This is a genomic window from Pseudomonas sp. 20P_3.2_Bac5, from assembly GCF_025466035.1.
GTDB lineage: Bacteria > Pseudomonadota > Gammaproteobacteria > Pseudomonadales > Pseudomonadaceae > Aquipseudomonas.
This window is the reverse complement of record NZ_JANLOA010000063.1, coordinates 44,122-68,818: the sequence shown is the minus strand read 5'-3', so window position 1 is coordinate 68,818 and position 24,697 is coordinate 44,122. Positions and strand designations below refer to the sequence as shown.

General features: G+C 65.3%; 23 protein-coding genes. 7 read left to right on the top strand and 16 right to left on the bottom strand.

Annotated elements, in window-relative coordinates; all coding sequences use genetic code 11:
• Window positions 1-69: 69 nt before the first annotated feature.
• The 14 genes from urtA to cbiE form a co-directional block, all read right to left on the bottom strand.
• On the bottom strand, window positions 70-1,335 hold the full coding sequence (gene urtA / locus NTD88_RS10845; protein WP_262156558.1) for an urea ABC transporter substrate-binding protein: 1,266 nt from the start codon (window positions 1,333-1,335) through the stop codon (window positions 70-72).
• A gap of 300 nt (window positions 1,336-1,635) precedes the next feature.
• Window positions 1,636-3,042 (bottom strand): D-serine/D-alanine/glycine transporter, encoded by a 1,407-nt coding sequence (gene cycA / locus NTD88_RS10840; protein WP_095156009.1) that lies wholly within the window; start codon window positions 3,040-3,042, stop codon window positions 1,636-1,638.
• 154 nt (window positions 3,043-3,196) lie between these two features.
• Window positions 3,197-3,958 carry a hypothetical protein gene (locus NTD88_RS10835; protein ID WP_262156557.1) on the bottom strand — a complete coding sequence of 254 codons (762 nt, stop codon included), beginning with the start codon at window positions 3,956-3,958 and terminating at the stop codon, window positions 3,197-3,199.
• The gene (locus NTD88_RS10830) at window positions 3,937-4,968 is read right to left on the bottom strand and encodes a hypothetical protein (protein WP_262156556.1); all 1,032 of its coding nucleotides are present in this window, start codon (window positions 4,966-4,968) and stop codon (window positions 3,937-3,939) included. The genes NTD88_RS10835 and NTD88_RS10830 overlap by 22 nt, the downstream gene beginning before the upstream one ends.
• A gap of 93 nt (window positions 4,969-5,061) precedes the next feature.
• Complete coding sequence (locus NTD88_RS10825; protein ID WP_262156555.1) at window positions 5,062-6,429, bottom strand: PepSY-associated TM helix domain-containing protein; 1,368 nt, start codon at window positions 6,427-6,429, stop codon at window positions 5,062-5,064.
• Window positions 6,430-6,478: 49 nt separating this feature from the next.
• Window positions 6,479-8,557, bottom strand: a complete 2,079-nt coding sequence (locus NTD88_RS10820; protein WP_262156554.1) for a TonB-dependent copper receptor — start codon at window positions 8,555-8,557, stop codon at window positions 6,479-6,481.
• A 79-nt stretch (window positions 8,558-8,636) separates the two neighbouring features.
• Window positions 8,637-9,071, bottom strand: a complete 435-nt coding sequence (locus NTD88_RS10815; protein ID WP_262156553.1) for a DUF2946 domain-containing protein — start codon at window positions 9,069-9,071, stop codon at window positions 8,637-8,639.
• 19 nt (window positions 9,072-9,090) lie between these two features.
• Window positions 9,091-9,570 (bottom strand): copper chaperone PCu(A)C, encoded by a 480-nt coding sequence (locus NTD88_RS10810; protein ID WP_262130187.1) that lies wholly within the window; start codon window positions 9,568-9,570, stop codon window positions 9,091-9,093.
• A gap of 49 nt (window positions 9,571-9,619) precedes the next feature.
• Complete coding sequence (locus NTD88_RS10805; RefSeq protein WP_262156552.1) at window positions 9,620-10,000, bottom strand: DUF2946 domain-containing protein; 381 nt, start codon at window positions 9,998-10,000, stop codon at window positions 9,620-9,622.
• 158 nt (window positions 10,001-10,158) lie between these two features.
• Window positions 10,159-11,013, bottom strand: a complete 855-nt coding sequence (locus NTD88_RS10800; protein ID WP_095156017.1) for an SPFH domain-containing protein — start codon at window positions 11,011-11,013, stop codon at window positions 10,159-10,161.
• A 37-nt stretch (window positions 11,014-11,050) separates the two neighbouring features.
• Window positions 11,051-11,488, bottom strand: coding sequence for an NfeD family protein (locus NTD88_RS10795; RefSeq protein WP_095156018.1), 438 nt, complete (start codon window positions 11,486-11,488; stop codon window positions 11,051-11,053).
• An 85-nt stretch (window positions 11,489-11,573) separates the two neighbouring features.
• On the bottom strand, window positions 11,574-12,305 hold the full coding sequence (locus tag NTD88_RS10790; protein ID WP_262156551.1) for a cobalt-precorrin-6A reductase: 732 nt from the start codon (window positions 12,303-12,305) through the stop codon (window positions 11,574-11,576).
• Window positions 12,302-13,396, bottom strand: coding sequence for a cobalt-precorrin-5B (C(1))-methyltransferase (locus NTD88_RS10785; RefSeq protein WP_262156550.1), 1,095 nt, complete (start codon window positions 13,394-13,396; stop codon window positions 12,302-12,304). The genes NTD88_RS10790 and NTD88_RS10785 overlap by 4 nt, the downstream gene beginning before the upstream one ends.
• Window positions 13,389-14,594: a precorrin-6y C5,15-methyltransferase (decarboxylating) subunit CbiE gene (gene cbiE, locus NTD88_RS10780; protein ID WP_262156549.1), complete on the bottom strand. Its 1,206-nt coding sequence runs from the start codon at window positions 14,592-14,594 to the stop codon at window positions 13,389-13,391. Before cbiE ends, NTD88_RS10785 begins: the two co-directional genes overlap by 8 nt.
• Before the next feature lie 102 nt (window positions 14,595-14,696).
• Here cbiE and cobG point away from each other — a divergent pair, with 102 nt between their 5' ends.
• The 7 genes from cobG to NTD88_RS10745 all read left to right on the top strand — a co-directional run bounded on the left by cobG (window position 14,697) and on the right by NTD88_RS10745 (window position 21,222).
• The gene (gene cobG / locus NTD88_RS10775; RefSeq protein WP_315975154.1) at window positions 14,697-16,037 is read left to right on the top strand and encodes a precorrin-3B synthase; all 1,341 of its coding nucleotides are present in this window, start codon (window positions 14,697-14,699) and stop codon (window positions 16,035-16,037) included.
• Window positions 16,034-16,660 carry a precorrin-8X methylmutase gene (locus tag NTD88_RS10770; RefSeq protein ID WP_095156023.1) on the top strand — a complete coding sequence of 209 codons (627 nt, stop codon included), beginning with the start codon at window positions 16,034-16,036 and terminating at the stop codon, window positions 16,658-16,660. The genes cobG and NTD88_RS10770 overlap by 4 nt, the downstream gene beginning before the upstream one ends.
• Window positions 16,660-17,391, top strand: coding sequence for a precorrin-2 C(20)-methyltransferase (locus tag NTD88_RS10765; RefSeq protein WP_262156562.1), 732 nt, complete (start codon window positions 16,660-16,662; stop codon window positions 17,389-17,391). The genes NTD88_RS10770 and NTD88_RS10765 overlap by 1 nt, the downstream gene beginning before the upstream one ends.
• Window positions 17,391-19,091: a precorrin-3B C(17)-methyltransferase gene (cobJ, locus tag NTD88_RS10760; protein WP_262156548.1), complete on the top strand. Its 1,701-nt coding sequence runs from the start codon at window positions 17,391-17,393 to the stop codon at window positions 19,089-19,091. The genes NTD88_RS10765 and cobJ overlap by 1 nt, the downstream gene beginning before the upstream one ends.
• Window positions 19,092-19,189: 98 nt before the next feature.
• On the top strand, window positions 19,190-19,885 hold the full coding sequence (locus tag NTD88_RS10755; RefSeq protein ID WP_262156547.1) for a hypothetical protein: 696 nt from the start codon (window positions 19,190-19,192) through the stop codon (window positions 19,883-19,885).
• Between the two features lie 38 nt (window positions 19,886-19,923).
• On the top strand, window positions 19,924-20,589 hold the full coding sequence (locus NTD88_RS10750) for a hypothetical protein (protein ID WP_262156546.1): 666 nt from the start codon (window positions 19,924-19,926) through the stop codon (window positions 20,587-20,589).
• Between the two features lie 12 nt (window positions 20,590-20,601).
• Window positions 20,602-21,222 (top strand): hypothetical protein, encoded by a 621-nt coding sequence (locus NTD88_RS10745; RefSeq protein WP_262156545.1) that lies wholly within the window; start codon window positions 20,602-20,604, stop codon window positions 21,220-21,222.
• A 9-nt stretch (window positions 21,223-21,231) separates the two neighbouring features.
• Here NTD88_RS10745 and NTD88_RS10740 read toward each other — a convergent pair whose 3' ends face one another.
• Both NTD88_RS10740 and NTD88_RS10735 read right to left on the bottom strand, forming a co-directional pair.
• Window positions 21,232-21,828, bottom strand: a complete 597-nt coding sequence (locus NTD88_RS10740; protein WP_110971373.1) for a MarC family protein — start codon at window positions 21,826-21,828, stop codon at window positions 21,232-21,234.
• A gap of 40 nt (window positions 21,829-21,868) precedes the next feature.
• Window positions 21,869-24,646: a hybrid sensor histidine kinase/response regulator gene (locus NTD88_RS10735; RefSeq protein WP_095156030.1), complete on the bottom strand. Its 2,778-nt coding sequence runs from the start codon at window positions 24,644-24,646 to the stop codon at window positions 21,869-21,871.
• Window positions 24,647-24,697: the final 51 nt, after the last annotated feature.

The window sequence follows — 24,697 nt, the reverse complement described above, 5'->3', positions numbered from 1 at the left end:
GTCAACGCACCCTCCTACGGATAAGGCGTGGCGAGTGTAGGAGCGAGCTTGCTCGCGATGGGGGCTGTATCAGTTGCCCTTCACCGCATAATCCGGCCGCTTGTCGTTACCCGGAATGAACGGGCTCCACGGCTGGGCCCGCAGCGGCGCCTCGGTTTGCCAGACCACGTTGAACTGACCGTCGTCCTGGATCTCGCCGATCATCACCGGCTTGTGCAGGTGGTGGTTGGTCTTGTCCATGGTCAGGGTGAAGCCGGACGGCGCCTTGAAGCTCTGGTCGGCCAGCGCTGCGCGGACCTTGTCGACATCGGTGGACTTGGCTTTCTCGACCGCCTGCGCCCACATGTGGATGCCGACGTAGGTGGCTTCCATCGGGTCGTTGGTCACGGCCTTGTCCGCGCCCGGCAGGTTCTTGGCCTTGGCGTAGGCTTTCCAGTCGGACACGAACTGGGTGTTGACCGGGTTCTCCACCGACTCGAAGTAGTTCCACGCCGCCAGATGGCCGACCAGCGGCTTGGTGTCGATGCCGCGCAGTTCTTCCTCGCCCACCGAGAACGCCACCACCGGAACGTCTGTGGCTTTCAGGCCCTGGTTGGCCAGTTCTTTGTAGAAGGGCACGTTGGAGTCGCCGTTGACCGTGGAGATGACCGCGGTCTTGCCGCCGGCGGAGAACTTCTTGATGTTCGCGACGATGGTCTGGTAATCGGCGTGACCGAACGGGGTGTAGACCTCTTCGATGTCCTTGTCGGCCACGCCTTTGGAATGCAGGAAGGCGCGCAGGATCTTGTTGGTGGTGCGCGGGTAGACGTAGTCGGTGCCGAGCAGGAAGTAGCGCTTGGCCGCGCCGCCTTCTTCGCTCATCAGGTATTCCACCGCCGGAATGGCCTGCTGGTTCGGCGCCGCGCCGGTGTAGAACACGTTCGGCGACATCTCTTCACCTTCGTACTGCACCGGGTAGAACAGCAGCCCGTTGAGTTCTTCGAACACTGGCAGCACCGACTTGCGCGACACCGAGGTCCAGCAGCCGAACACCACGGCCACTTTGTCCTGGGTCAGCAATTGCCGGCTCTTCTCGGCGAACAGCGGCCAGTTCGACGCCGGGTCTACCACCACCGCTTCCAGCATCTTGCCGTTGACGCCGCCCTTGGCGTTGATCTGCTCGATGGTCATGAGGGCCATGTCCTTGAGCGAGGTTTCGGAGATCGCCATGGTGCCCGACAGCGAATGCAGGATGCCGACCTTGATGGTCTCGGCGGCCTGCAGGGTCCAGCTCATGCCCATCGCGGCAATGGATGCACTGAGGGTAAAGGCCTTGATCAGACTACGACGCTTCATGGTGCTCTCTCTCCGTTGAGTTCTTGGGTGTTGGCGACTCGCGGAAAGGGCTTTTGCAAGTGGTGTGCCGTCTTGTGTACAAGACGGAGACGGTGGGGTTTTGGGGGCATCGCGAGCAAGCTCGCTCCTACAAGGAGAGGCGCTAGACCGTGGGTTGGGGGGTGCCCTGTAGGAGCGAGCTTGCTCGCGATGGACCGCAGCGCGGTCCCAGGGACAGGAGCCAGACTGGTGCCACGCATCAATTCGATGCACAGCAATGAGGCGAGAAGAAGGGGCCGAATGGCCCCTTCGATAACGTTATCAGTTGCCTCGCACGGCAGTGCGCGGATGGCGCCTGTTGCGCACGAACTGGTAGGTCACGGTCAGCAACACGAACCACAACGGCGTGACGATCAGCGCCTGGCGGGTGTCGCTCTCGAAGCTCAACAGCACCAGGATCGCGGCGAAGAACACCAGGCACGCCCAGCACATGAAGCGACCGCCAGGCATCTTGTACTTCGACGCCGCATGCAGCGCGGCGCGGTGCGTGCGGTACTTCAGGTACGACAGCAGGATCAGAGACCAGACGAACATGAACAGGATCGCCGAGACGGTGGTGACCAGGGTAAAGGCCTCCACCAGGTCCGGGATCACGTACATCAGCGCGGCGCCGAGCAGCAGGCAGGTGCAGGAGAAATACAGGCCGTTGGCCGGCACGTCACGGCTGGAGAGCTTTTCGAACGCCTTGGGCGCGTCGCCTTCCTGGGCCAGGCCGAACAGCATGCGGCTGGTGGAAAACACGCCGCTGTTGGCCGACGAGGCGGCGGACGTCAGCACCACGAAGTTGATCACCGCCGCGGCGGCCGGCAGGCCCGCGAGGATGAACAGTTCCACGAACGGGCTCTTGCCCGGCACCACGTCACGCCATGGGGTCACCGCCATGATGGCGATCAGGGCGAAAACGTAGAACATGATGATCCGCAGCGGGATGGAGTTGATCGCCCGTGGCAGGGTGCGCTCCGGGTCCTTGGCTTCGGCGGCGGTGGTGCCGACCAGCTCGATGCCGACAAAGGCGAACACGGCGATCTGGAACCCGGCGAAGAAGCCCATCAGTCCGTGGGGGAACATGCCCTCGTCATTCCACAGGTGGGCGAAGCTGGCGGTGTTCCCGGTGGGCGACTGGAAGCCGCTGAACACCATGTACAGGCCGGTGCCGATCAGGCCGAGGATGGCGACGATCTTGATCATCGCGAACCAGAACTCGATCTCGCCGAACAGCTTCACGGTGATCAGGTTCAGCGACAGCAGCACGCCGACACAGGCCAGCGCCGGTATCCATTGCGGCAGGTCGGGGAACCAGAACTGTGAGTACGCGGCGATCGCGATCACATCGGCGATGCCGGTGATGATCCAGCAGAACCAGTAGGTCCAGCCGGTGAAGTAACCGGCCCAGGGGCCCAGCAGGTCGGCGGAAAAATCGATGAAGGATTTGTAGTTGAGGTTCGACAGCAGCAACTCGCCCATCGCCCGCATGACGAAGAACAGCATGAAGCCGATGATCATGTAGACGAAAATGATCGACGGGCCGGCGAGGCTGATGGTCTTGCCCGACCCCATGAACAGACCGGTGCCGATGGCACCGCCGATGGCGATCAACTGGATGTGGCGGTTGGTGAGGTTGCGTTGCAGGTGGTGTTCCTGCGAGTCCTTTGTGAGGTCTTGATTCATTGCATGCATTCCATAAATTGCAGTCTTCTTGTGCGTGAAGCGGCGGGTAGGCTAACACGCAAACCCGCAACCTAGACGCGGCAAAGTGACTCGACTTTAGGGGCATGCGCTTGAGCGAAGATGAAGCTGGCGTCTTGCGGACGCCTCGGTTTTCTTATGGCTTGAGCCCGAAACTAGACGACAGGCGCTCGATATGATCCCCGATTGCCCCTTTTAGACCGATCGCCTTGAGGTCAGGTGCTTCTTCCGCCAATCGATGAAGAAATGCCCTCATATCGTTCTTGATCCGGGCTGGCAATTCGATGGGCTCATCCGTCAATTGACCGCTTAACAGCAGTACATCGTTGCGGTGTTTGCGGATGGTCTTGCTGTCGATCTGTACACCGTCTTGCCTTCGTGCCGAGAGGTTGAGCCAGGCATGTGCCTTGAGCGGGATAAGCCTGTCAGCGCCAATGAAAGTCACCTCCTCATTGTGTTGCCGACCCTCCAGGAGGAATGCGTAGTAGGGCTCTTCAAGAAGGATCGCGGACAGGCTTGATACCGATTCGTCTGTCGGTATCGGTGTCAGCGTGGCGTTCTGTGGGTGTTCCAGACCTTCAGGTGCGCGGGAAAACAATTCCAGTTGTACCGGGTAGGCGTCGTTACCGGGATTTTGAAACCGATAAAAGACGGGGCGTTCGCCACCGATCTGACGTATCTGGTAATCACCGGCCTTGATGAAGTCCCAGAAGTGGCCAACGAATTCTGCGTTCAGTGCCTCGATGACCAGAACGATGTCCAGGTCCTTGGTCGCCCGGAATGGCAGACCGGCTTCATCCATCGTCAGCCAGGAAGCAACACCGCCAATCAAGACGTATTGGTCGCGCCAGGCCCTGAAATGCTGTCCGAAAATGTCTAACCCTCTGATCCCAGCCATGCGACCTCTTCCCTGATTGCATCCAGCGCTATTTGCACACGCTCATCCGGACTGTCCTCCAGGCTGAGTAACAAGGAGGCCTGGTCCGCGATCTCGTTTTCTATCGTGAGGCTTCGGTAGGACCAGATTTCCACCCATGCTCTGACGTCGTCCACCGAGTCGGCTACCTTGAATGCCTTCTCTTTCAGCATCAAATCGAAGGTGTTTCGGATCATGCCGTACACCGGCTGTGCCGGCCCGGCCAGTAGCGTGTAGCTGGCGAGTGCCGTTTCACCCGCCAGAAACAAGCCGTCGCTGATATGAAGCGGTCTGTCGATCGGGATTGTTCGTTTTACCGGCGAGCGCATCCATTGGCGGGTACTTTTGAACACCGTGGCCGGGTCGGCGGTGAACGAGTAGACGTTGGTTACTCCGCGGCGTTGAGCGGCCTCAATGATGTTCAGTGCCAGTAGTTGATCGATCACTTTGGAAAGCGTGACTCGGCTGTACTCGAAATTGCCCATGATTGCGCTGGAGGTGTAGAGGCTGTCACTGTCCCATCCCTCATACAGACGGCCCAGCAGCATCGCTTGAGTCGCCGGAAGCAGGGTGGACACCTCTTGCTCGTTTCTGCGTTTGCGAACGTGCTCGCGCAGATCCATTGCCAGTTCCGGGATGAACATCTGTGAGCCGGGCTGGATGAAGTTGAGGTGGTGAGTAATCAGGCTTCGTCGGTCAGCGGACGAGAGCGATTTACAGGCGTAGACGACCACCTTGTCGGTGGCTTTCTGGACCTGCTGGATGTGTTTGCGCAGCGTCACTGCGCCAGGGTATGCATCTTCGCGGGACAGCAGCAGAAGCATCGATAGCGAGGGGCCCGATTTGCTGCCTAGCCGTAAGGTCAGGTCAGCCAGCGTGTAGGTATCCCTGATGTGAAAGGGAAGCTTGGCTACTGAAGCGGTTTTCAACTGGACTTCCGCATTCAGCAAGGAGCCAACGTAGAGTCTGATGTCGTCACGAAGAGCTGGCATATTGAATGACCTTGTAAACCCGTTTTTGCAATGTAATCCAAGATGGTTAACAGATCAAAAAACAGGTTTACAAGGTTTTCAGCGGTCGGGATCTCAAACCCGCGCCGTCAACAACCGCCTCCCGAACACTTTGTCCAACCCCCACACCACCAGCATCGACACCCCCACCAGCGGAAACGCTACGCCCAGCACCAGCATGACCACAGTGGCGGTCTTCCAGCGTGGCAGGTCGTGGCGCAGGGGCGGTACGCCGAGGCCGCCTTCGGGGCGGCGTTTCCACCACATCACCAGGCCGCTGACCGAGCCCAGCAATACCATCAGGCAGATCAGCAGGATCAGCATCTGGTTGAACCAGCCGAACATCTTGCCTTCATGCAGCATGACCCCCAGTTCCGTGGCCCGGGCCACCGGGCTGTAGTCTTTCCAGCGCACGTCCACCAGTACCTTGCCGGTGTATTGATCGACATGCAGGGTGGCGTCGTTGCGCGGGTCGTCGGCGAATACGGCGATGGTGAACACGCCGCTGGCCGTGGTCGGCGGGGTGATGCTGTAGCCGGGTTCGACGCCGCGTTGGTTGGCCAGCTCCTCGACCTGTTGCAGGCTGACCTGCGGCGCAGCCGGGGCGTTGTCCATCGCCATGTGCCCCTGGTGCTCGGCATGGGCACCGGACGACTGCGGCATCGGGGTGTTTTCCACCGCCCAGGGCACGGTCTGGCGGGCGGCGGTGTTGAGGGTGCGGGCTTCCTGGTCTGAGGTCGGCACCTCGTTCCACATCGCTGCCGGAAAGCGGTTCCACAGGTCGGCGTATTGCTTGCCCCAGAAGCCGGTCCAGGTCATGCCGCTGAGCAGCATCAGCAGCAGGACCAGCGAACCCCAGAAACCGCTGACCGCATGCAGGTCACGCCAGAGCAGACGCCCGCGGGTGCTCAGGCGCGGCCACAACACGCCGGCCATTCGCCCGCCCCGCGGCCACCACAGATACAGGCCGGACACCACCAGGACGATGCCCCAGCCAGCGGCCAGTTCCACCAGGCGGTCGCCCGTGGTGCCGATCATCAGTTCGCCGTGCAGCGCGCGGGCCACGGCTTGCAGGTTGCTCTTGGCATCCTGCGCGCCGAGCAGCGCGCCGGTGTACGGATCGACGAAGACGTTCAGCTCCTGCCCGCCGTCCTTGACCACGAACTGTGCGCTGCGGTCGGCGGCCGGCGCCGGCAGGTACTGGCTGACCTGGCCCTGTGGATAAGCGGCCTTCACGGTGTGCAGCAGGTGGTCGGCGCCATGCCGGTGGTGACCGGCCTCGACCACCATCAACGAGCGGTACATCAGCGGATCGAGCTGTGGCTTGAACAGGTAGATGATCCCGGTGATGGCCAGCAGGATCATGAACGGCGCCACGAACAACCCGGCATAGAAATGCCAGCGCCAGGCCAGGTTGTAGAAGGAAAACGAAGGTTTGCTCATGGAGCGCTCCCAGGTGGTGGGCGCGGCGACTGGCCGCGCCCGGGTTAGATCAGAAACTCAGGTCGACCTTGGTCCAGAACGTACGCCCCGGCTCGCTGACCGGTTCAAAGCCCGAGTAGCCGAAGCCGGCATTGCCCGCCAGGTTCAGGTGCTCGGCGTAGGCCTTGTCGAACAGGTTGTCGACGCCGGCGCTGAGCTTGAGGTTCTTGCTCACACGATAGGCGCCGTTGAGCGAGAACACGCCGAAACCGCCGGTTTTCTCGAAGTCCTTGCCGACGATGTTGCCGTAGTTTTCCGAGATGCGGTTCTGCGCCGAGACCAGCCGCCACAGGGCGCCGGCGCTCCAGTCGGATTCGCTGTAGGTCAGGCCGAGGCGGCTTTCCAGCGGTGGCATCTGCGGCAGGGCCGAACCGTCGCTGCTGTTCTTGCCCCAGGCGTAGGCCAGGGTCGCATCGGCTTTCCAGTTGCTGGTCAGTTGATAGGCGACACCCAGTTCGCCGCCCATGATCCGCGCGTCGACGTTGCCGGCGCGGGAGACGCTGGTGCCGGCGGTGTAGTCGTAGAGGATGAAGTCGCGGACCTGGCCGATATAGCCCGAGGCCCAGGCTTCCAGGTCTTCGGTCTTGTACTGGATGCCGAAGTCCAGTTGCGTGGTCTTCTCTGGCTTGATCGCATCGAAGGCATTGACCGAGCCGGCCGGGCCGAAGGTCGGCGAGAACAGCTCCCAGTAATCGGGGAAGCGCTGCACATGGCCGATGCCGACGTAGGCGGTGGCCGGTGCGTCGACCAGGTCGTGCTCGTAGCGCAGGAAGCCGCTGGGCAGGGTGTCGGCGCGGGTGTTGCCGGCGGTCGGATTGGGCATGACCATCATTCCCGAACCGCGGGTCTTGCGGAAATCCTTGGCCGAGGCACGGTCCAGCCGCGCGCCGCTGACCAGGCGGTCCTGGCTGTCCAGTTCCCAGGTCAGCTCGCCGAACACGCCGTAGTTGTGGAAGTCGGCGTCCTTGGTCCAGGGCTGGTTGCCATAGGTGTTGACGCCCATGCCGGTGCGCTGGCGGTGTTCGTTGGTCTGCGCGTCGATGCCGCTGACCAGGGTCACGTCCTCCCAGCGCCAGGTGCCCTTGATGCGCGCGCCCAGGGTGCGGCGGTCGACGTTGCTGGCCATGGGGCCGGCCATCATCCCGGTGCCGGAGGTGGTGCGCAGGCTGTAGTTGTCCATCACATGGTCGGCGTAGTTGTAGTAGACCTGCGCTTCGAGCTTGTCGAAGACCTCGCCGATATTGGATTTCTCGAAACGCAGGCCGAGGCTTTCGCGCTTGAACTGCGAACCGTCCATGCCGCGTCCGGCGTAGCGTGCTTCACCGTCGCCGCGGCCAGCGGTCAGCTCCAGCAGGGTGTCGCTGTCCGGGGTCCAGCCGACGGCGACGTCGCCGTTCCACTTGTCCCATTTCGACGGCACGGTGTCGCCATGGCCGTCTTCATAGTCGTCGGAGCGCGACTGGTTGCCGACGAAGCGCACGTAGCCCTGGCTGCCACCGGCGGCGGCATCCAGCACCTTGTCGAAACGGCCATTGGAGCCGGCCAGCAGGCTGGCGTTGACCCGGGTGCCCAGCTCGCCGAATTTCTCCGGCTCGCGGTCGAAGAGGATGGTTCCGGCGGACGCGCCCGGGCCCCACTGCACGCTTTGCGGGCCCTTGATCACGGTGAGGCGGTCGTAGGTTTCCGGGGAAATGTAGGAGGTCGGCGCGTCCATCCGGTTCGGGCAGGCGCCGAGCATCAGGCCGCCGTTGGTGAGGATGTTCAGCCGCGAGCCGAACATGCCGCGCAGCACCGGGTCACCGTTGGTGCCGCCGGAGCGGATCGCCGAGAAACCGGGGATGGTCTTGAGGTAGTCGGCACCGTCGCTGGCCGGCACGGGCTGGCGCGGGTCCTTGGGGTTGGTGACCACGGTCAGCGGCGAACTGGGCGCCACGGCGGTGATGACCGTGGGGCTGAGTTCCGGCTGGCCGTGGTCATGGCCTTCGTGGCCGGTTTCCGCGGCCAGGGCCGCGGGAACGAAGAGGCTGCCGCACAGCAGCGCAATGGTCCCGCGCAGGGACAAACGATAGACAGGGGTGGAGCTGGACATAGGTCTTCCAACATCGATCAGTCATGAAGGTGCGCACGCACGCGGCGATAGGCCGGTGACGAGCGCTGTTTCGGAATGTTCAGACGACGTTGCGGGAAGGTGGCGCGCGGCTGCGGGCGCCGGGGAAGAACGCCGGGCGCGGATGGCCCTGGCGGGGTAGAACGACAAGACGGTGGCTGGCCGGGACGGCCTCGCTGTTGAGCAGGCTCAGTTGCTGCGGCAGTGCCGGGCAATGGAAGAACAGGCTGCAATAGCCGCACTTCTCCCACATGACGTGCAGCGACGAATCGCCGCCACCATGGTGCGCCTCGCCGTGATGGCCCGCCGCGTCGTCCGTGCCTGCGCCCATGTCCATGTTCATCGACATGGCGGTGCTGTGATCCATCGGCATCGACTGGGAAACCAGCGGTCCGATGAAGATCATCAGCATGGCGAACAGGCTCAGCCAGCCCGCGCGCAGTGTCCTGTGGTCAGGGCGCGGGGGCCGGTGGCGTCCGGTGCGGGCGAGGCTCATGGCGAGCGGCGCTCAGGGATCAGTGCTGGTGCTGGTGCTCGTCGCCGCCTTCAGGCGGCTGCTTCTGCACCGCGACGTCGACGGTGATATCGCCGGCCTTTTCGAAGTGCAGGGTCAGCGGGAAGCGCTTGCCGTCGCTGAGCAGGCTGCGGTCCTTGGGCTGCATGATCATCACGTGGTAGGCGCTCGGGCTGAACACCACTTTGCCGCCCGCCGGCACGGCGACGTTGGCGACTTGCTGCATGCGCATCACGTCGCCGGTCATCACGTGTTCGTGCAACTCGGAGCGGTCGCTGATTGGGGTGTCGACGCTGAGCAGGCGGTCGTCCTCCTTGCCCTTGTTGTCGATGATGAAATAGGCCGCCACGTTGGGTGCGTTCGGTGGCAGTTGCAGCGACCACGGGTGGGCGATATGCAGGTCACCCTTGGTGTATTCGTGGGCACTGGCGAAGCTGGCGGGCAGCAGCAGGGCAGCCAGCATCAGGACGTTCTTGAGCATGAAAAGTCTCCGGTCGATTCAAATTGTTCGCAGGTATCAGCGTAGTGAATCAAACGACGGGAGAGGCGCGGGGATTGAGCGAGGGCCACAGCTCACGGGGCGTGGGCTGGGTGGGCTGGGCGATGGCCAGCGGGGTGGCGAAGGCGTATGTCGGCAGGACCAGTTGCGGCGCCTGGCCAGGCAACGCCAGCAAGGGCGCGGCACCGGAGCAGCACCAGCAATGCTGCATCACGGCGTGATCGTCGTTTTGCGGGTCGGCTTGGCCGAGGGAGACGGCGATCAGCTTGGTGCCGCCGGTGGAACAGAAGGCGCCCCACAGCAGTTGCTCGGCGGGCGCCCTGGCGGCGTTGGCGGACAACGGCATCGCCAGCAGATTGAACAGCACTGCGAAGCAGGCGATCCAGGCAAGGGCGGGCCGGTGTGCGGGCATGGGTTGATCCGGTGGGATTCGAATGATGGCTATTTAGCCTGAAACTCCCGGGGATGTAAAAAATGGGGGTGTGATGAAGTGTCGCAGTCGATTCGCAAGGTGTGGGAGCAACTGCGCAGACCATCGCGCCGAACCGTCGCGATGGCCTGCACAGCAGGTCAGGCCTTCGCCCGACCCAGCATGCCCCTGACCGCCTCTTGCAGATCCGCCGGCAACACCACCAGCTTGGCGTTGTTGCTGGCCGCGAGGCTTTCCATGGCGCTGATGTAGCGTTCGCCCAGCAGGTACATGGCCGGGGTCACGTCATTGCCCACGGCGTTCTTGACCAGGGTGATGGCCTGGGCCGAAGCCTCGGCCAGGTTGACCTGGGCGGCGGCATCGAGCTTGGCTGATTCCTGACGCGCCTGGGCTTCGAGGATCGCCGCCTGCTTGGCGCCTTCGGCGCGGGTCACGTCGGCTTTACGCTCACGCTCGGCCGCGGCCTGACGTTCCATGGCCGACTGCATGCTCGGCGAGGGCTTGATGTCCTGGATTTCCACCGAACGCACGGTGATGCCCCAGTCCTCGGTCTGCTCCGACATCGCGTCGCGCAGGCGCGCCTTGATCTGCTCGCGGCTGGACAGCGCTTCGTCCAGTTCCATGGCGCCGACGATGGCGCGCAGCGAGGTCATGGTCAGGCTGGTAACCGCGTAGGCGTAGTTCACCACGCCGTAGGCGGCTTTCTGCGGGTCCACCACCTTGGCGAAGCACAGGGCGTTGGCGACGATCACCGCGTTGTCCTTGGTGATGATTTCCTGCTGCTGCACGTCGAGGATGATGTCCTTGGTCGGCAGGCGGTAGGCCACCACGTCCATGTACGGGATGAGGATGTTCAGGCCCGGCTTGAGGGTGTTGTGGTAGCGCCCCAGGCGCTCGACGATCCATTCCTCGCCCTGCGGCACGATGCGTACGCCCTTGAACACGGTGATGAGGACGAACAGGGCGATGGTGGCGGTAATGATCAGACTGGTCATGACATTTCTCTTCCTTTGATGGTGTCTTGAAACGGTTTCAGGCCTTGCCGACCCGGACGATGTTGCCCTCGATCGCGAGGATGCGGACCCGCTCGCCGGAGGCGATGTCGCTGTTGGCGATGCAGACCCACTCTTCATTGCCGAGGATCGGCTTCTGGAAACGGACGCGGCCTTTCTGGAATTCCGAGACGGGCGCGGTCAGCAGGCCGACTTCGCCGATCACTTCGTCGGCGGTCCAGCGGTTGTCCGCCTTGCGGGGTTTGAACACCTTGAACCAGAGGGCGACGGTGAGGGACGAGAGCACCACCCAGATCATCAGCTCGCTGGCCAGGGACAGGCCCGGCACCAGCCCGGCGATCACGCCGACCGCCACGGCGCCGATGCCGAACCAGATGATGAAGAAGGTGGGCAGTACCAGTTCCAGCAAGATCAGGCCAAAGCCCAGAACGAGCCAGATCCACCATTGCAGTTCCATAGTCGCAGCCTTGCGTAGGGAAAAGGATGAGGCATTGGAATCGCTTGCTGGTGTGTTGGCAATACCCGAGTGGTGCACTGGCCTATTACAGGAGGTGTCCGTCAGCCAGCGCGGCGAGCAGCGCGGCCGGGTCGGTGAAGTGACGGTCGACCTCGGGCAGTGCCGGACGGCCGAGAATCAGCACCGGCACGCCGCGCTCGCGGGCCACCTGCAACTTCGGTTCGGTGGCGCCGCTGCCGCTGTTCTTGCTGATCAGCACATCGATCTGGCGGCGTTCGAACAGCTGCCGCTCGTCGTCCAGCAGGAACGGCCCACGGGCGCCGATTACTTCGCAGCGGTCGTTGCCGGGGCAGGCGTCGAGGGCGCGCAGGGTCCAGAACTGATGGTCGGGTATTTCATCCAGATGTTGCAGCGGTTCGCGGCCGAGGGTGAACAGCGGGCGGCGGAAGGTGTGCAGTGCGGCGATCAGTTCGGCCCAGTCGGCGACCTCGCGCCAATCGTCGCCGGCCTGGGCCTGCCAGGCGGGGCGGCGCAGGGCCCAGCAGGGAATGCTGGCGAGGGTCGCGGCGCGGGCGGCGTTGGCGCTGATTTGCGCGGCGTAGGGGTGGGTGGCGTCGATCAGCAGGTCGATGCCTTCGGCGCGCAGGTAGGCGGCCAGGCCGTCCGCGCCGCCATAACCGCCGACGCGCACCTGGCAGGCCAGGTCATCCGGCACCCGGCCGATCCCGGCCAGGCTGTAGACGTGCTCGGGCCCCAATTGGCGGGCGATGCGCAGGGCCTCGGTGACGCCGCCGAGCAGCAGGATGCGCCGGCTCATTGCACACCCGCCTTGCCGACGATGTCGCCCTGGCGGTCGATGGCGAACACTTCGACCTGCACCTGCGCCGGCACCACGCTGCGGGCGAAAGCCAGGGCATGGGCGCAGACCGCATCGCCCAGCGGCACGCCGGCGGCGTGGGCCAGGGCCAGGGCCTGCTGGCTGGTATTGGCCTGAATGATGGTCGCTTGCAGCGCCGCATCGGCGCCCACCGCCGCGGCCCATTGCGCCAGTTGCGGCAGGTCGATGCTGGAATGGCGGCTGTGCAGGTCCATGTGCCCGGCGGCCAGTTTGCTGATCTTGCCGAAGCCACCGCACAGGCTCAGGCGCGCCACCGGCACCTTGCGCAGGTGCTTGAGCACCGCGCCGACGAAGTCGCCCATCTCGATCAGGGCGATTTCCGGCATGCCGTAGACACGGCGCATGGTGTCTTCGCTGGCGTTGCCGGTGCAGGCGGCGATGTGTTCGTAGCCGTTGGTCTTGGCGACGTCGATGCCTTGGTGGATCGAGGCGATGTAGGCCGAGCAGGAGAAGGGCCGGACAATGCCGCTGGTGCCGAGGATCGACAGCCCGCCGAGAATGCCCAGGCGCGGGTTCATGGTTTTCAGCGCGAGGTTTTCGCCGTCTCGCACGTTCACCGTGACCTCGAAACCGCCGGGGTAATTGTATTCCTGCGCGAGGCGGGTCAGGTGCTCCGTCATCATCCGCCGCGGCACTGGGTTGATCGCCGGCTCGCCCACGGTCAACACCAGTCCGGGACGTGTCACGGTGCCGACGCCTTGGCCGGCGACGAAGCGCACGCCGGGTTCGTCCAGCAGGCGCACGCGGCTATAGAGCAGGGCGCCGTGGGTCACGTCGGGGTCGTCGCCAGCGTCCTTGAGCGTGCCGGCCTCGGCGCCCGCCGCGTGCAGGCGGCAGAACTCCAGGCGCATCTGCACCTGCTTGCCTTTGGGCAGGGTGATTTCCACCGCGTCGTGCGCTTGCCCGGTCAACAGCAGGCGCGCGGCGGCGAGGCTGGTGGCGGTGGCGCAACTGCCGGTGGTCAGGCCGCTGCGCAGCGGCGCCGGTTGTTCGGCGGTTTCGTCACGCATGCTTGATGGCGTCGAGCAGGGTGATCGGCAGCGCCTGGCGCCAGGTGTCGAAGCCGCCCAGCGGCTGGGCCTGGGCGACATGAATGCGGGTCAGTTCACCGCCGTGGCGTTCGCGCCAGTCCATCAGGCGCACTTCGCTTTGCAGGGTCACCGCGTTGGCGACCAGCCGGCCGCCGGGGCGCAACTGCTCCCAGCAGTGCTCCAGCACGCCGGGCACGGTGACGCCGCCGCCGATGAAGATCGCGTCCGGGCGCTCCAGTCCGTGCAGTGCTTCCGGCGCCCGTCCGCGCACCAGATGCAGGCCGGGTACGCCGAGGGCGTCGCGGTTGAGTTCGATCAGTTGCTGGCGGCCGTCGTCGGCCTCGATGGCCAGCGCGCGGCACGCCGGGTGCGCGCGCATCCACTCGATGCCAATCGAGCCGCTGCCGGCACCGACGTCCCAGAGCAACTCGCCCGGTTGCGGGGCGAGGCGGGCGAGGGTGATGGCGCGGACATCGCGCTTGGTGATCTGTCCGTCATGCTGGAAGGCGTTGTCCGGCAGCCCGGCCAGGGGCGACAGGCGCGGCGCGTCGGTGTCGGCGCGGCATTCGATGGCGACCAGATTAAGGTCGGCGATAGCGTGCTCATTCCAGTCGCTGGCGCTGCCTTGCCGGTGACGTTCGGCGCTGCCGCCCAGGTGTTCCAGCACCTGCAACTGGCTCGGGCCGAAGCCGCGTTCGCGCAGCAATGCGGCGATCGCGGCGGGGCTGTCGCCATCGTTGCTCAGCACCAGCAGGCGCTGACCGCTGTAGAGGTGGGCGTTGAGTTGCGCCAGCGGACGGGCGACCACGGAAACCATGACCACGTCCTGCAACGGCCAGCCGAGGCGGGCGGCGGCGAGGGCGCAGGAGGAGGGCGCGGAAATCACGTTCAGCTCATCGGCCGGGACTTGCCGCGCGAGGCTGGCGCCAACGCCGTAGAACATCGGATCGCCGCTGGCCAGCACGCACACCGGCTCGCCGCGCAGCACCAGCACCGGCGCCAGCGAGAACGGGCTCGGCCAGGTCAGGCGCTCGGCCTTCAGGCAATGGGGCAGCAGGTCGAGCTGGCGCGGGCTGCCGAACACCCTGGCAGCGTGCAGCAGGGCGCGCCGGGCTTGCTTGCCGAGGCCGCTGAAGCCGTCTTCGCCGATTCCTACTATGGTCAACCAGGGCGCCATGCCGTTCCTCTTTTCCGGGCCTATCCGACCGGCAGGCTTGGCCCGCCGCCGGGCAAAGCAGGCATAATACCGCGCCTTCCGGTGCCCAGCCCCATTTGACGATTGACGGGTGAACCCTTGAACCAATCCCAGCCCGCTCCTGCCATTCGCCCCTCGGCCTGCCCGGGGTTGTGGCGCATCGTCCAGGCCCGCGACGGCGGCATCTCGCGGATCAAGCTGGATGCCGGGCACCTGGATGCCGACCAGGCCGAAGCGGTGGCCGAGGCCGCCGAGCGTTTCGCCGGTGGCGTGATCGAGGTGACCAACCGCAGCAACCTGCAGATTCGTGGCGTTGGTAGCGACCCGCAGGGTTTGATCGCGCACCTGCTGGCGGCTGGCCTGGGCCCGCGGGTCGCCGCCGGTGACGACGTGCGCAACCTGATGCTCAGCCCCGCCGCGGGCCTCGACCCGGCCATGCTGTTCGACACCCGCGCGCTGGGCGCGCAGATACTCGACCTGCTGCAGACCACGCCGCGCTTCCATGCGCTGTCGGCCAAGTTCGCCGTGCAGCTCGATGGCGGCGAAGACCTGGCGATGCTCTGGCACCCCCATGACCTCTGGCTGTCGCCGCTGCGCCTGGACGGCGAGCTATGGCTGGGCTTCGGCCTGGCGGGCTGTCCGGGACAGGATGCGCCGGTGGCCGCCGTGCCGCTGGCGGCGGGGCTGGTGCTGGTGCGGGTGGTGCTGGAGCGATTCCTCGATCTGGCCGATGCCGGTCAGTCGCGGATGCGCCAATTGCTGGAGACGCTGTCCACGGACGCCTTCCTCGCCGGCCTGCCGTTGGCGCTGCGCCGCGACGCCGCGGTGCTCGATTGGCGCCGCCCCGGACGTGACCTCGCGCGCCACCTGGGTGTCTATCCCCAGCAGCAGGCCGAGCGGGTCGCAGTGGGCGCGATGGCGCCGCTGGGTCGCCTGAGCGCGGCGCAATTGCGCGGCGTCGGCGGGCTGGCCCGAGAATTGGGCGACGGCAGCCTGCGCATGACCCCCTGGCAGAGCGTGCTGCTGCCGAACATTGCCGTTGGCCGCGCCGAACGGGTGCTGGCCGCCTTGCTTCACCTTGGTTTGATCACCGACGCCGCCGAGCCGCTGGCCGGCGTGGTCGCCTGCACCGGCTCGGCCGGCTGCGCCAAGGCCCTCGCCGACACCAAGGGCGATGCGCTGCAACTGGCCTTCAGCCTGCGCCAGCCCGTCCCGGTGGCCGGCATTCACTTGAGCGGCTGCGGCCGTTCCTGCGCCATGGCGCACACCGCGCCGGTCACCTTGCTGGCGGTCGGCCCCGGTCGTTACGACCTGTATTTTCACGACCCGGCCCTGCCGGGCCCCGGCGCTGTCGCCGGGCGCAACCTGACACTGGAAGAAGCGGGCGCCACGCTGGACGCCCGCCCACGGAGCAACCCTCGATGATTGATTACATCCGCGACGGCCAGGAGATTTATCGCAACTCCTTCGCCATCATTCGCCAGGAGGCCCGCCTGGAGCGGATTCCGGCCGACCTGGAAAAGCTCGCGGTACGGGTGATCCATGCCTGCGGCATGGTCGAGGTGGTCGATGCCCTGCGCTTTTCCGAAGGCGCCGGCAAGGCCGGGCGCGAAGCCCTGGCCGCTGGCGCGCCGATTCTCTGCGACGCGCGGATGGTCGCCGAAGGCATCACCCGCGCGCGCCTGCCGGCCAACAACGAGGTGATCTGCACCTTGCGTGACGACAGCGTGCCGGACCTCGCCAAGGAACTGGGCAACACCCGCTCGGCGGTAGCCCTGGAGCTGTGGCGCCCGCACCTGGAAGGCAGCGTGGTGGTGATCGGCAACGCGCCGACCGCGCTGTTCTACCTGCTGGAAATGATCGACGCCGGCGCACCGAAACCGGCGCTGATCCTCGGCTTCCCGGTGGGCTTCGTCGGCGCGGCGGAGTCCAAGGCGATGCTGGCGGCGGACAGCCGTGGCGTGCCGTTCGTGATCGTCGAAGGCCGTCTTGGCGGCAGCGCCATGGCCGCCGCCGCGGTCAACGCCCTCGCCACGGAGGTTGAATGATGCAGGCCCGCGGACGTTTGCTCGGCCTGGGCGTCGGCCCCGGCGATCCCGAGCTGATTACCCTCAAGGCCCTGCGTCTGCTGCGTGAAGCGCCGGTGGTGGCGTACTTCGTCGCCAAGGGCAAGCGCGGCAATGCCTTCGGCATCATCGAGCAGTACCTGCAAAGCGAGCAGACCCTGTTGCCACTGGTTTATCCGGTGACCACCGAGGCGCTGCCGGCGCCGCTGTCCTACGAGCAGGTCATCAGCGATTTCTACGATGCCGCCAGCATCGAGGTCGCCGCGCACCTGGACGCGGGCCGCGACGTGGCGGTGATCTGCGAAGGCGATCCGTTCTTCTACGGCTCCTACATGTACCTTCACGATCGCCTGGCCGAACGGTATGACGCCCAGGTGATTCCGGGTGTCTGCTCGATGCTCGGTGGTGCTTCGGTGCTCGGCGCGCCGCTGGTGTACCGCAACCAGAGCCTGTCGGTGCTGTCCGGCGTGCTGCCCCATGACGAACTCAAGCGCCGCCTGGCCGATGCCGACGCGGCGGTGGTCATGAAGCTCGGGCGCAATTTCCCCAAGGTCCGCCAGGTGCTGGCCGAACTGGGTCTCGATGGCCGCGCGCTGTATGTGGAGCGGGCGACCATGGGCAACCAGAAGATCGTCGCGCTGGATGAGGTCGACCCGGCGTCGTCGCCGTACTTCTCGCTGATCATCGTTCCCGGCGAAAGGTGGCAAGGCTGATGACTCGACGCGCACCGGCCATTGTCATCCTCGGCAAGGGCAGCCTGGCCACGGCCCGCAAGATCCAGCAGCTTTATCCCGACGCGCTGATCCACGGCCTGGCTAGCCGGGTCGAGGACGTCGATGTCAGCTATCAGGAGTTCGGCGCGAGCCTGCGCCAGCTCTATCAACAGGACACGCCGATCATCGCCTTGTGCGCCGCCGGCATCGTGATCCGCAGCCTCGCCGGCGTGTTGCTGGAGAAGGGCGCGGAGCCGCCGGTGCTGGCCGTGGCCGAGGACGGCAGCGCGGTCGTGCCGCTGCTCGGCGGGCTGGGCGGGGTGAATGTCATGGCCCGGGAAATCGGCGCCGGACTGGGCGTTGCCGCGGCGATCACCACCAGTGGCGAACTGCGCTTCGGCACCTGCCTGCTCAATCCTCCCAGCGGCTATGCCCTGGCGGACCTGGAGCTGGGCAAGCGCTTCGTCTCCGACTTGCTGGCCGGTGAGCGCGTGCGCATCGAAGGCGCCGCGCCGTGGCTCGACGAAGCGCGCTTGCCGCAGGACGAGCAGGCGTCGCTGACCATCCATGTCGGCTGTGCCGAGCGTGAGGCGGCGGCCAACGAATTGCTGATCCACCCGCGCTGCGTGTTGGTGGCGGTTTCGGCCTCGGTCGCGGCACCGGCCGAAGCGGTTCGCGCGGCCTTGCACGAGGCGAAGATCGCCGAGGCGTCGCTGGCGTGCCTGCTCGCCAATGACGACGAGATGGCCGCGCCGGCCTTGCACGACGCGGCGCGGGAGCTGGGTGTGCCGCTGCGCTTCGCGCCGGCCCAGGCCTCGGTCAGCGCTCTGGCAGCGCGGGCATTGCCGCAGTTGCTGGCACCGCAGGCGGTGGGCGAGGGCCTGGCGATTGCCGTGGCCAACGCGCCGATCGATCCGCAACGCATTGGCCAGGGCCGAGGCCGCGTCGCGGTGATCGGCCTCGGTCCGGGCTCCACCGAACTCATGGCGCCAGCGGTCAAGGCCGAGTTGGCGCGGGCCAACGATGTGCTTGGCTATGAAACCTACGTGCGCATGGCCGGGCCATTCCGGGCCGATCAGGTGCTGCACTGCACCGACAACCGCGAAGAACTGCAACGCGCCCGTCACGCTTTCGAGCTGGCGGCGCAAGGGCGTTCGGTGGTGGTGGTGTCGTCCGGCGACCCTGGCGTGTTCGCCATGGCCGCGGCGGTGCTGGAAGCGCTGGAAGCCTCCGACGATCCGGCCTGGCACCGGGTCGAGCTGGAAATGCTGCCGGGTATTTCCGCCTCGCTGGCCACCGCGGCCCAGGCCGGGGCGCCGCTGGGGCATGACTTCTGCGTGATCTCGCTGTCGGACAACCTCAAGCCGTGGTCGATCATCGAGAAGCGTCTGGACCTGGCCGCCGAGGCGGACCTGGCCCTGGCGTTCTACAACCCGATCTCGCGCTCGCGGCCCTGGCAACTGGGGCAGGCGCTGGACATCGTCCGTCGCCATCGCGGGCCGCAAACGCCGGTGGTGCTCGGTCGCGATATCGCCCGGCCGGGGCAGTCGCTCAAGGCCATTCGGTTGGGCGAGTTGCAGCCGGAGATGGTCGACATGCGCACCATGGTGCTGATCGGTTCCAGCACCACCCGCACCTTCGCCCGCGCCGATGGCGGCGAGTGGGTCTACACGCCGCGCTGGTATCCCCAGGCGGACTGAGCACTGCGGGGAAAGGCTTCGTTCCTGACCCTGCTGTCGTCGCAACGTACCTTGGCGTTCCCCTCCCCGAGAGGGAACACCTCAAAAAGGACTTTGCCATGACCAACGACAGCACCCCATCTTCGAACACCAGTTCCGCCGCCGTGGTGGAAAACTCCCTCGTGGCCTTCGGCGCCGGCATGTCCGCGCAAAGCCGTACCGACGTGAAAAACAGCTTCCTGTTCGCCACCCTGGTCGCCAATAAACTCCACGACCAGACCGCCATGAGCGAATCCTGGTTCAAGTCCTTCCTCCAGGTCATGGGGGATTGCGGCTGGGTCGTGGCGCACCGCACCCATGAAAAGGAAAGCACCACCGGCCAGTCGCTCAAGGTCGCCAACGTCGCGGTCAAGGCTGTGCAGTCGGCGGCCACCAGCCTGCTGCTGGGTGGGCCGGTGACCGCCGCGATCAAGGCGCTCGCCGAGGCGGCGATCACCGGCCTTGAGAGCAACGAAAAGGCCTTGACCGTGTTCAAGCGCAATCTGGAAAAACGCACCCATGTCGTCATCGGCCTGGCCTCCTGCACTGAAACCGAGAGCGGCGAAGTGGTGATGGCGCTCGGCGCGGTCCAGCGCTCGGTGCGCAAGGAGGACATCGATGCCCTGGTGTTCGATTGGGACAGCTCCACGTCGGCGACCTACAAGAGCACCGCGGCTCTGTCGTTCAACAGCCAGGTGTATGCCAGCGTGCGCACGGGCGTGGAGCAGCGCCTGGGTGAGCGGGCCGTGGCCAGGATCATGGACTACGACATCTGACCGACGCTGAAGCAGCGGGCCATTGGCATTTTCTGGAGATGACCGACGTGGATATCGACGGCTACACGATGTGGACCAGCGAGGGCAGCCTGATGCTGGTTGCCCCTCAGGTCGGGGATGTGGAGCGCCAGAATGTGCTGGGCTCGCTGCGTTATGCCCAACGGTCGGCGGACAGTCTGATGACCTCGCGGTTCGGCGAGCACCGGCAATGGTATCGCGCCTATCGCAGTGCCCTCGGCAAACGCGGCTGGCGGGTGACCCACAGTTGCCAGAGCGTCGACGCCGCGCAGTGCCGGACGGTGTTGGCGCCGATGCAGCCGCTGGTGTTGTGGCTGAGTTGCCAGCACCCGGAACTGGGCGCAGTGCTGGAGCGTTGCGTCGATGCGCTAGACCCGGTGCAGCCGGGTGTCGAGCGGCTGAGCTGTTCGGTGCTGCGGCGCTCGCCACGGGGCGGGGCGCAACTGGTGCTGGAAATGGGCGTGCTGCGGCCCGGGTTACGACTCAGCCTGTGCAGCATCGCCCTGGAAACCAGCGAGACGCCTGGCCGCGACTGGCTGGTGGCCGCGCTGGATGGCGCTGCGTTGCGTGGCGATCTGTCGTTCCAGAGCCTGATGGCCGAGCCCGCCCCGGAGCTGCTTGAAACCGGACACGACCGTTTCGCCCGCCTGATGCTCGATGCGGCAACCAGTTGCACCCTTCACTGAGGCAAGAATGCTATGACCGATCAACCGCGGGCAGCCGTCGTCGGTAATGCCCTGATGTCCTTTTTTCCCGATATTCACAAAGACGTCCGCGAGCGTGTGCAGATGGCGATGCTCTTTGCCCAGCGCGCGACGCAGGACGCCCTGGATAACCAGTTGGTGAGCGACGGCTACAGCTTTTACCGACGACAACTGATGTTTCTCGGCTGGGACGCCAGGTCGCCGAGGGAATCCTTCGTCCCCAATCAACAGCGACGCAGAGTGCTGAACGACGTTTTGGGGCAGATCAACGCTACCGCCGACAGCCAGTATTCCGAGATGACCCGTTGGTCCCTCGACGCGCTGCAGGCCAGTGAGGCTGCGCTCTACCGTTTCGAGGCCCGCTCGCTGGCGCAGGAGTCTTTCCAGTTGTTGCCCTGCCGGATCATCAAGCCAGGTTACGTGGATCTGGTGCTGTACCACGAAACCCTGGCGCGCGAGGAGCGACTCAACGGGTTTCTCTACCGAGAACGGGTGGTGACCGGGTCACGCATCGAGCTGGTGCGTTTCAATGTGCGTCTGTTCGAGCAGAAGTTTGGTGCGCGGATCGGGAAGAGCCTGGAGCAGGCTCTTCAGCAGGATGTCTACGAGCTTTGAGGGGGCGGCTCAGGAAATCAGGTAGCCCTTGATCCCGGTGAAAATGATCTGCGCGGCAAGGGCGCAGACGAACAGGCCCATCAATCGACTGACGATCTGCAGGCCCTGGTCGCCGAGGATCCGCTCGATGCGGTTGGAGAGGTAGAGCACCAGGCCGACGGTGAAGCTGGCCAGCGCGATACTGACGATGGCCAGCAACTTGTCGTCCCAATGCGGCTGGCCGACGCCCATCACCAACAGCGCACCGATGGTGCCGGGGCCGACGGTCAGGGGGATGGTCAGCGGCACGATGGTGACGTCCTGCTGCACGTTGTCGGTCTGCACCGCCGATTTGCCCTGGGCCATGCCCAGCGCGGAAATGAACAGCACGCTGCCGGCACCGATGCGGAAGGCATCGGCGGTAATCCCGAAGACGCCGAAGATCACCCGACCGAACAGGTACAGCAGCACGCTGGCGATCAGCACGCCCATGGCCACCTTCCAGGCCAGGTGCTTGCGCTCCTTGCTGGAATAACCGCGGGTCAGGCTGATGAAGCAGGACAGGACGAAGAACGGGCTGTAGAGCACGAGCATTTTCAGGTAAACGCTGAACAACTCATGAAGCATGGTCTGGGCTCGCGAAAGAAGAAAAGGCCGGGCAAGTGTATCAGTGCGACAGCGGTGCATCGGCGGGTGGCCGCGACTGCTCGCGGCGGGCTACCCAATGCTCGATCAGCTCACGCAATTGCGACAGTTCCACCGGCTTGGACATGTGCCCGTCCATGCCGGACAGGCGCGCACGCTCCTTGTGCTCGGCGAGGATGTGCGCGGTCAGCGCCACCACCGGCGTGTGCGGGCTCTGGGTGCTGGCTTCCCAGGCACGCAGTTGCTGGGTCGCGGAGAAGCCGTCGAGGATCGGCATTTCGCAGTCCATCAGCACCAGGTCGTAGTGCTGCGCCTTCATGGCCTTGAGCGCTTCTTCGCCGTTGCTCGCGGTGTCCGGCTCCAGGTTGAGCTTGCCGAGCATGCCGCGGATGACCTTGGTGGAGATGCTGTTGTCTTCGGCAACCAGAATGCGGAAGTCGGCGGGCAGCTCGATGGGGGCCGGGCGCTGGGCAGGCATGAAGCCCGGTGGCGGCACCTTGCTGCGCTGGGAGAGTTCTTCGGCCAGGGTGGTCTTGAGGGTGTAGCCGGCCACCGGCTTGGCGAGGATGCGTTTGACCCCGGCGTTGCGCGCGATGATCTTGCTCGGCGCATTGCTGATGCCGGTGAGCATCACCAGCAGGATGTCGTGGTTCAGGCTCGGGTCTTCCTTGATCTTCGCCGCCAGTTGCATGCCGGTCATGCCAGGCATGTTCTGGTCGAGCAGGACTGCGTCGAAGTAGTCACGCAGGTGCGCCTTGGTCCGCAGCAGGGCCAGCGCTTCCTTGCCCGACGGCACGGCGCTGACGTTCATGCCCCAGGCGCCGCACTGCTGGACCAGCACCTTGCGGCACGTATCGTTGTCGTCCACCACCAGCACTCGGGCGCCGCGCAGCGAAGCATCGAGGTCGGTGGCCGGCTGCTCCAGGCGCTGTGGGTCCAGCGGCAGGGTCAGCCACAGGGTGTTGCCCTGGTTGTGGCTGGTCTTGATGCCGAATTCGCCCTGCATGAGCGTGATCAGTTGCTTGGCGATCACCAGGCCCAGGTGGCCGCCGAGTTTGTTGCTGGAAAGGAAGTGCTTGCTGTGCAGCTCGGCCTGCAACAGGGCGTCGCGTTCGGCGGGCTGCATGGCTTCGCCGCAGTCTTGCACGGCGATGCGCAGGCGTGGGCTGCTGCCACGCTGATCGAGGGCCACCACCAGCAGGATTTCGCCGTGGTCGGTTTTCTTCAAGGCGTTGTCCAGCAGGCTGAGCATGGCCTGGCGCAGACGGGTCGGGTCGCCGCTGATCACCCGCGGCACTTGCGGCTGGGTGAAGCTGATGAGCTCGATGTTCTGCTGCTCGGCTTTGGCGCGGAAGATGCCCAGGCAATCCTCGATCAAGGCGTTGAGGTCGAACTGCACGTCGTCCAGCTCGATCTGCCCGGATTCGAGTTTGGAGATGTCGAGAATCTCGTTGATCAACGTCAGCAGTTCGTTGCCGGCGCTATGAATGGTTTGCACATAGTCGCGCTGCTTGACCGACAGCGGTGTGCCCAGCAGCAGTTCGGTCATGCCCAGCACACCGTTCATGGGGGTGCGGATCTCGTGGCTGATCTTGGCCAGGAATTCGGCCTTGGCGTTGATCTCGGCCGTGCTCGCGGCCAGCTCGCGGCTGGCGCTGAAGCGCGCTTCGTTCATGTAGCGCAGGCGTTCGCTGACCGAAAGGTTGAGCAGCAGGCCGCTGAACGCGGTAAGGCCGAGCAGGATGAACAGCAACCACTGGGTCGGCGTGCGGGTAAGGCCGAGCAGGGCCGGCAAGACCACCAGGCAGCCGACCGTGAAGATCAGCATGCCGAGGCTGAGCAGGCGCGCCGGGGAGAAGCCCTTGTACCAGTGATAGAGCGAGACGCCGAGCATGCTCAGGCAACCCAGCGCTACCAGCGCGTAGGTCATCAGGTTCAGCGGCAGGGTATCGACGAACAACAGCAGCAGGCCGCAGAACACCACCAACAGCATCTGGCCCTGCAGCAAGCGGGTCAGGCGGGGTTGGCCAAGCGGGGCGAAGAAGCGCTGGGTGAACACTAGCCCGCAGAGGGTGGCGAGCAGCACGGTCAGGTAGGCCGCGGGTGTCTGCGCCGAGTGCCACAGGTTCCACGGGCCACTGAGGTTGAGCAGGATCAGCGCGCTGAGCATCATCAGCAGGTGGTAGCCGGCCAGCCACAGGCTGGCGGTGGAGCGCGAATAGGCGAAGCGGGTGAGGTTGTGCAGCGCCAGCATGCCGAGACAGCCGAACAGCAGGCCGAACAACAGCGGGCGACGCTGGTCGGCGGCGGCTTCGACCGCGGGCAACAGGCTGATGCCGGGGCGCAGCTGGTGTTCGGACACCAGCCGCAGGTAAACGTCCAGCGCCACGGGGCTGGCGGGAAGTGAAAGCAGGTGATCGCTGCTGCTCAGGGTCAGCAGGCCGCTGTCGCTGCGACGACCGTTGTGCGATTGCTGCAGCAGGTTGTTGCCGTCGAGAACATAAAGATCGAGACGCGAGAGGTCGGGCGCGAACACCCGAATGACCTGCTCATGCTGGCCGGGAGGCAGCCGGTAGTGCAGCCAGAGCGCCTGGTTGGGCTCGGCGGCGTTGAGCTGGTTGAGTTCGATGGGGCTGAACTGGTTGCGGTAGCGTTCGGAACGGATGTCGCCCAATTGCAGATTGGCCTGGCCGTCGAGCAGGACCGCCCAGCCGCTGCTCGATTCGGCCATGGCCGGAAAAAGGCAGAGCAGGGTCAGCAGGCTGACGATGGTTCCAATGGCAATCCTGAGCCAACGCACGACGATTTCCCTTCCTAGCTGAGTGCCGGTGTACCACTATGCGCGGCGTGC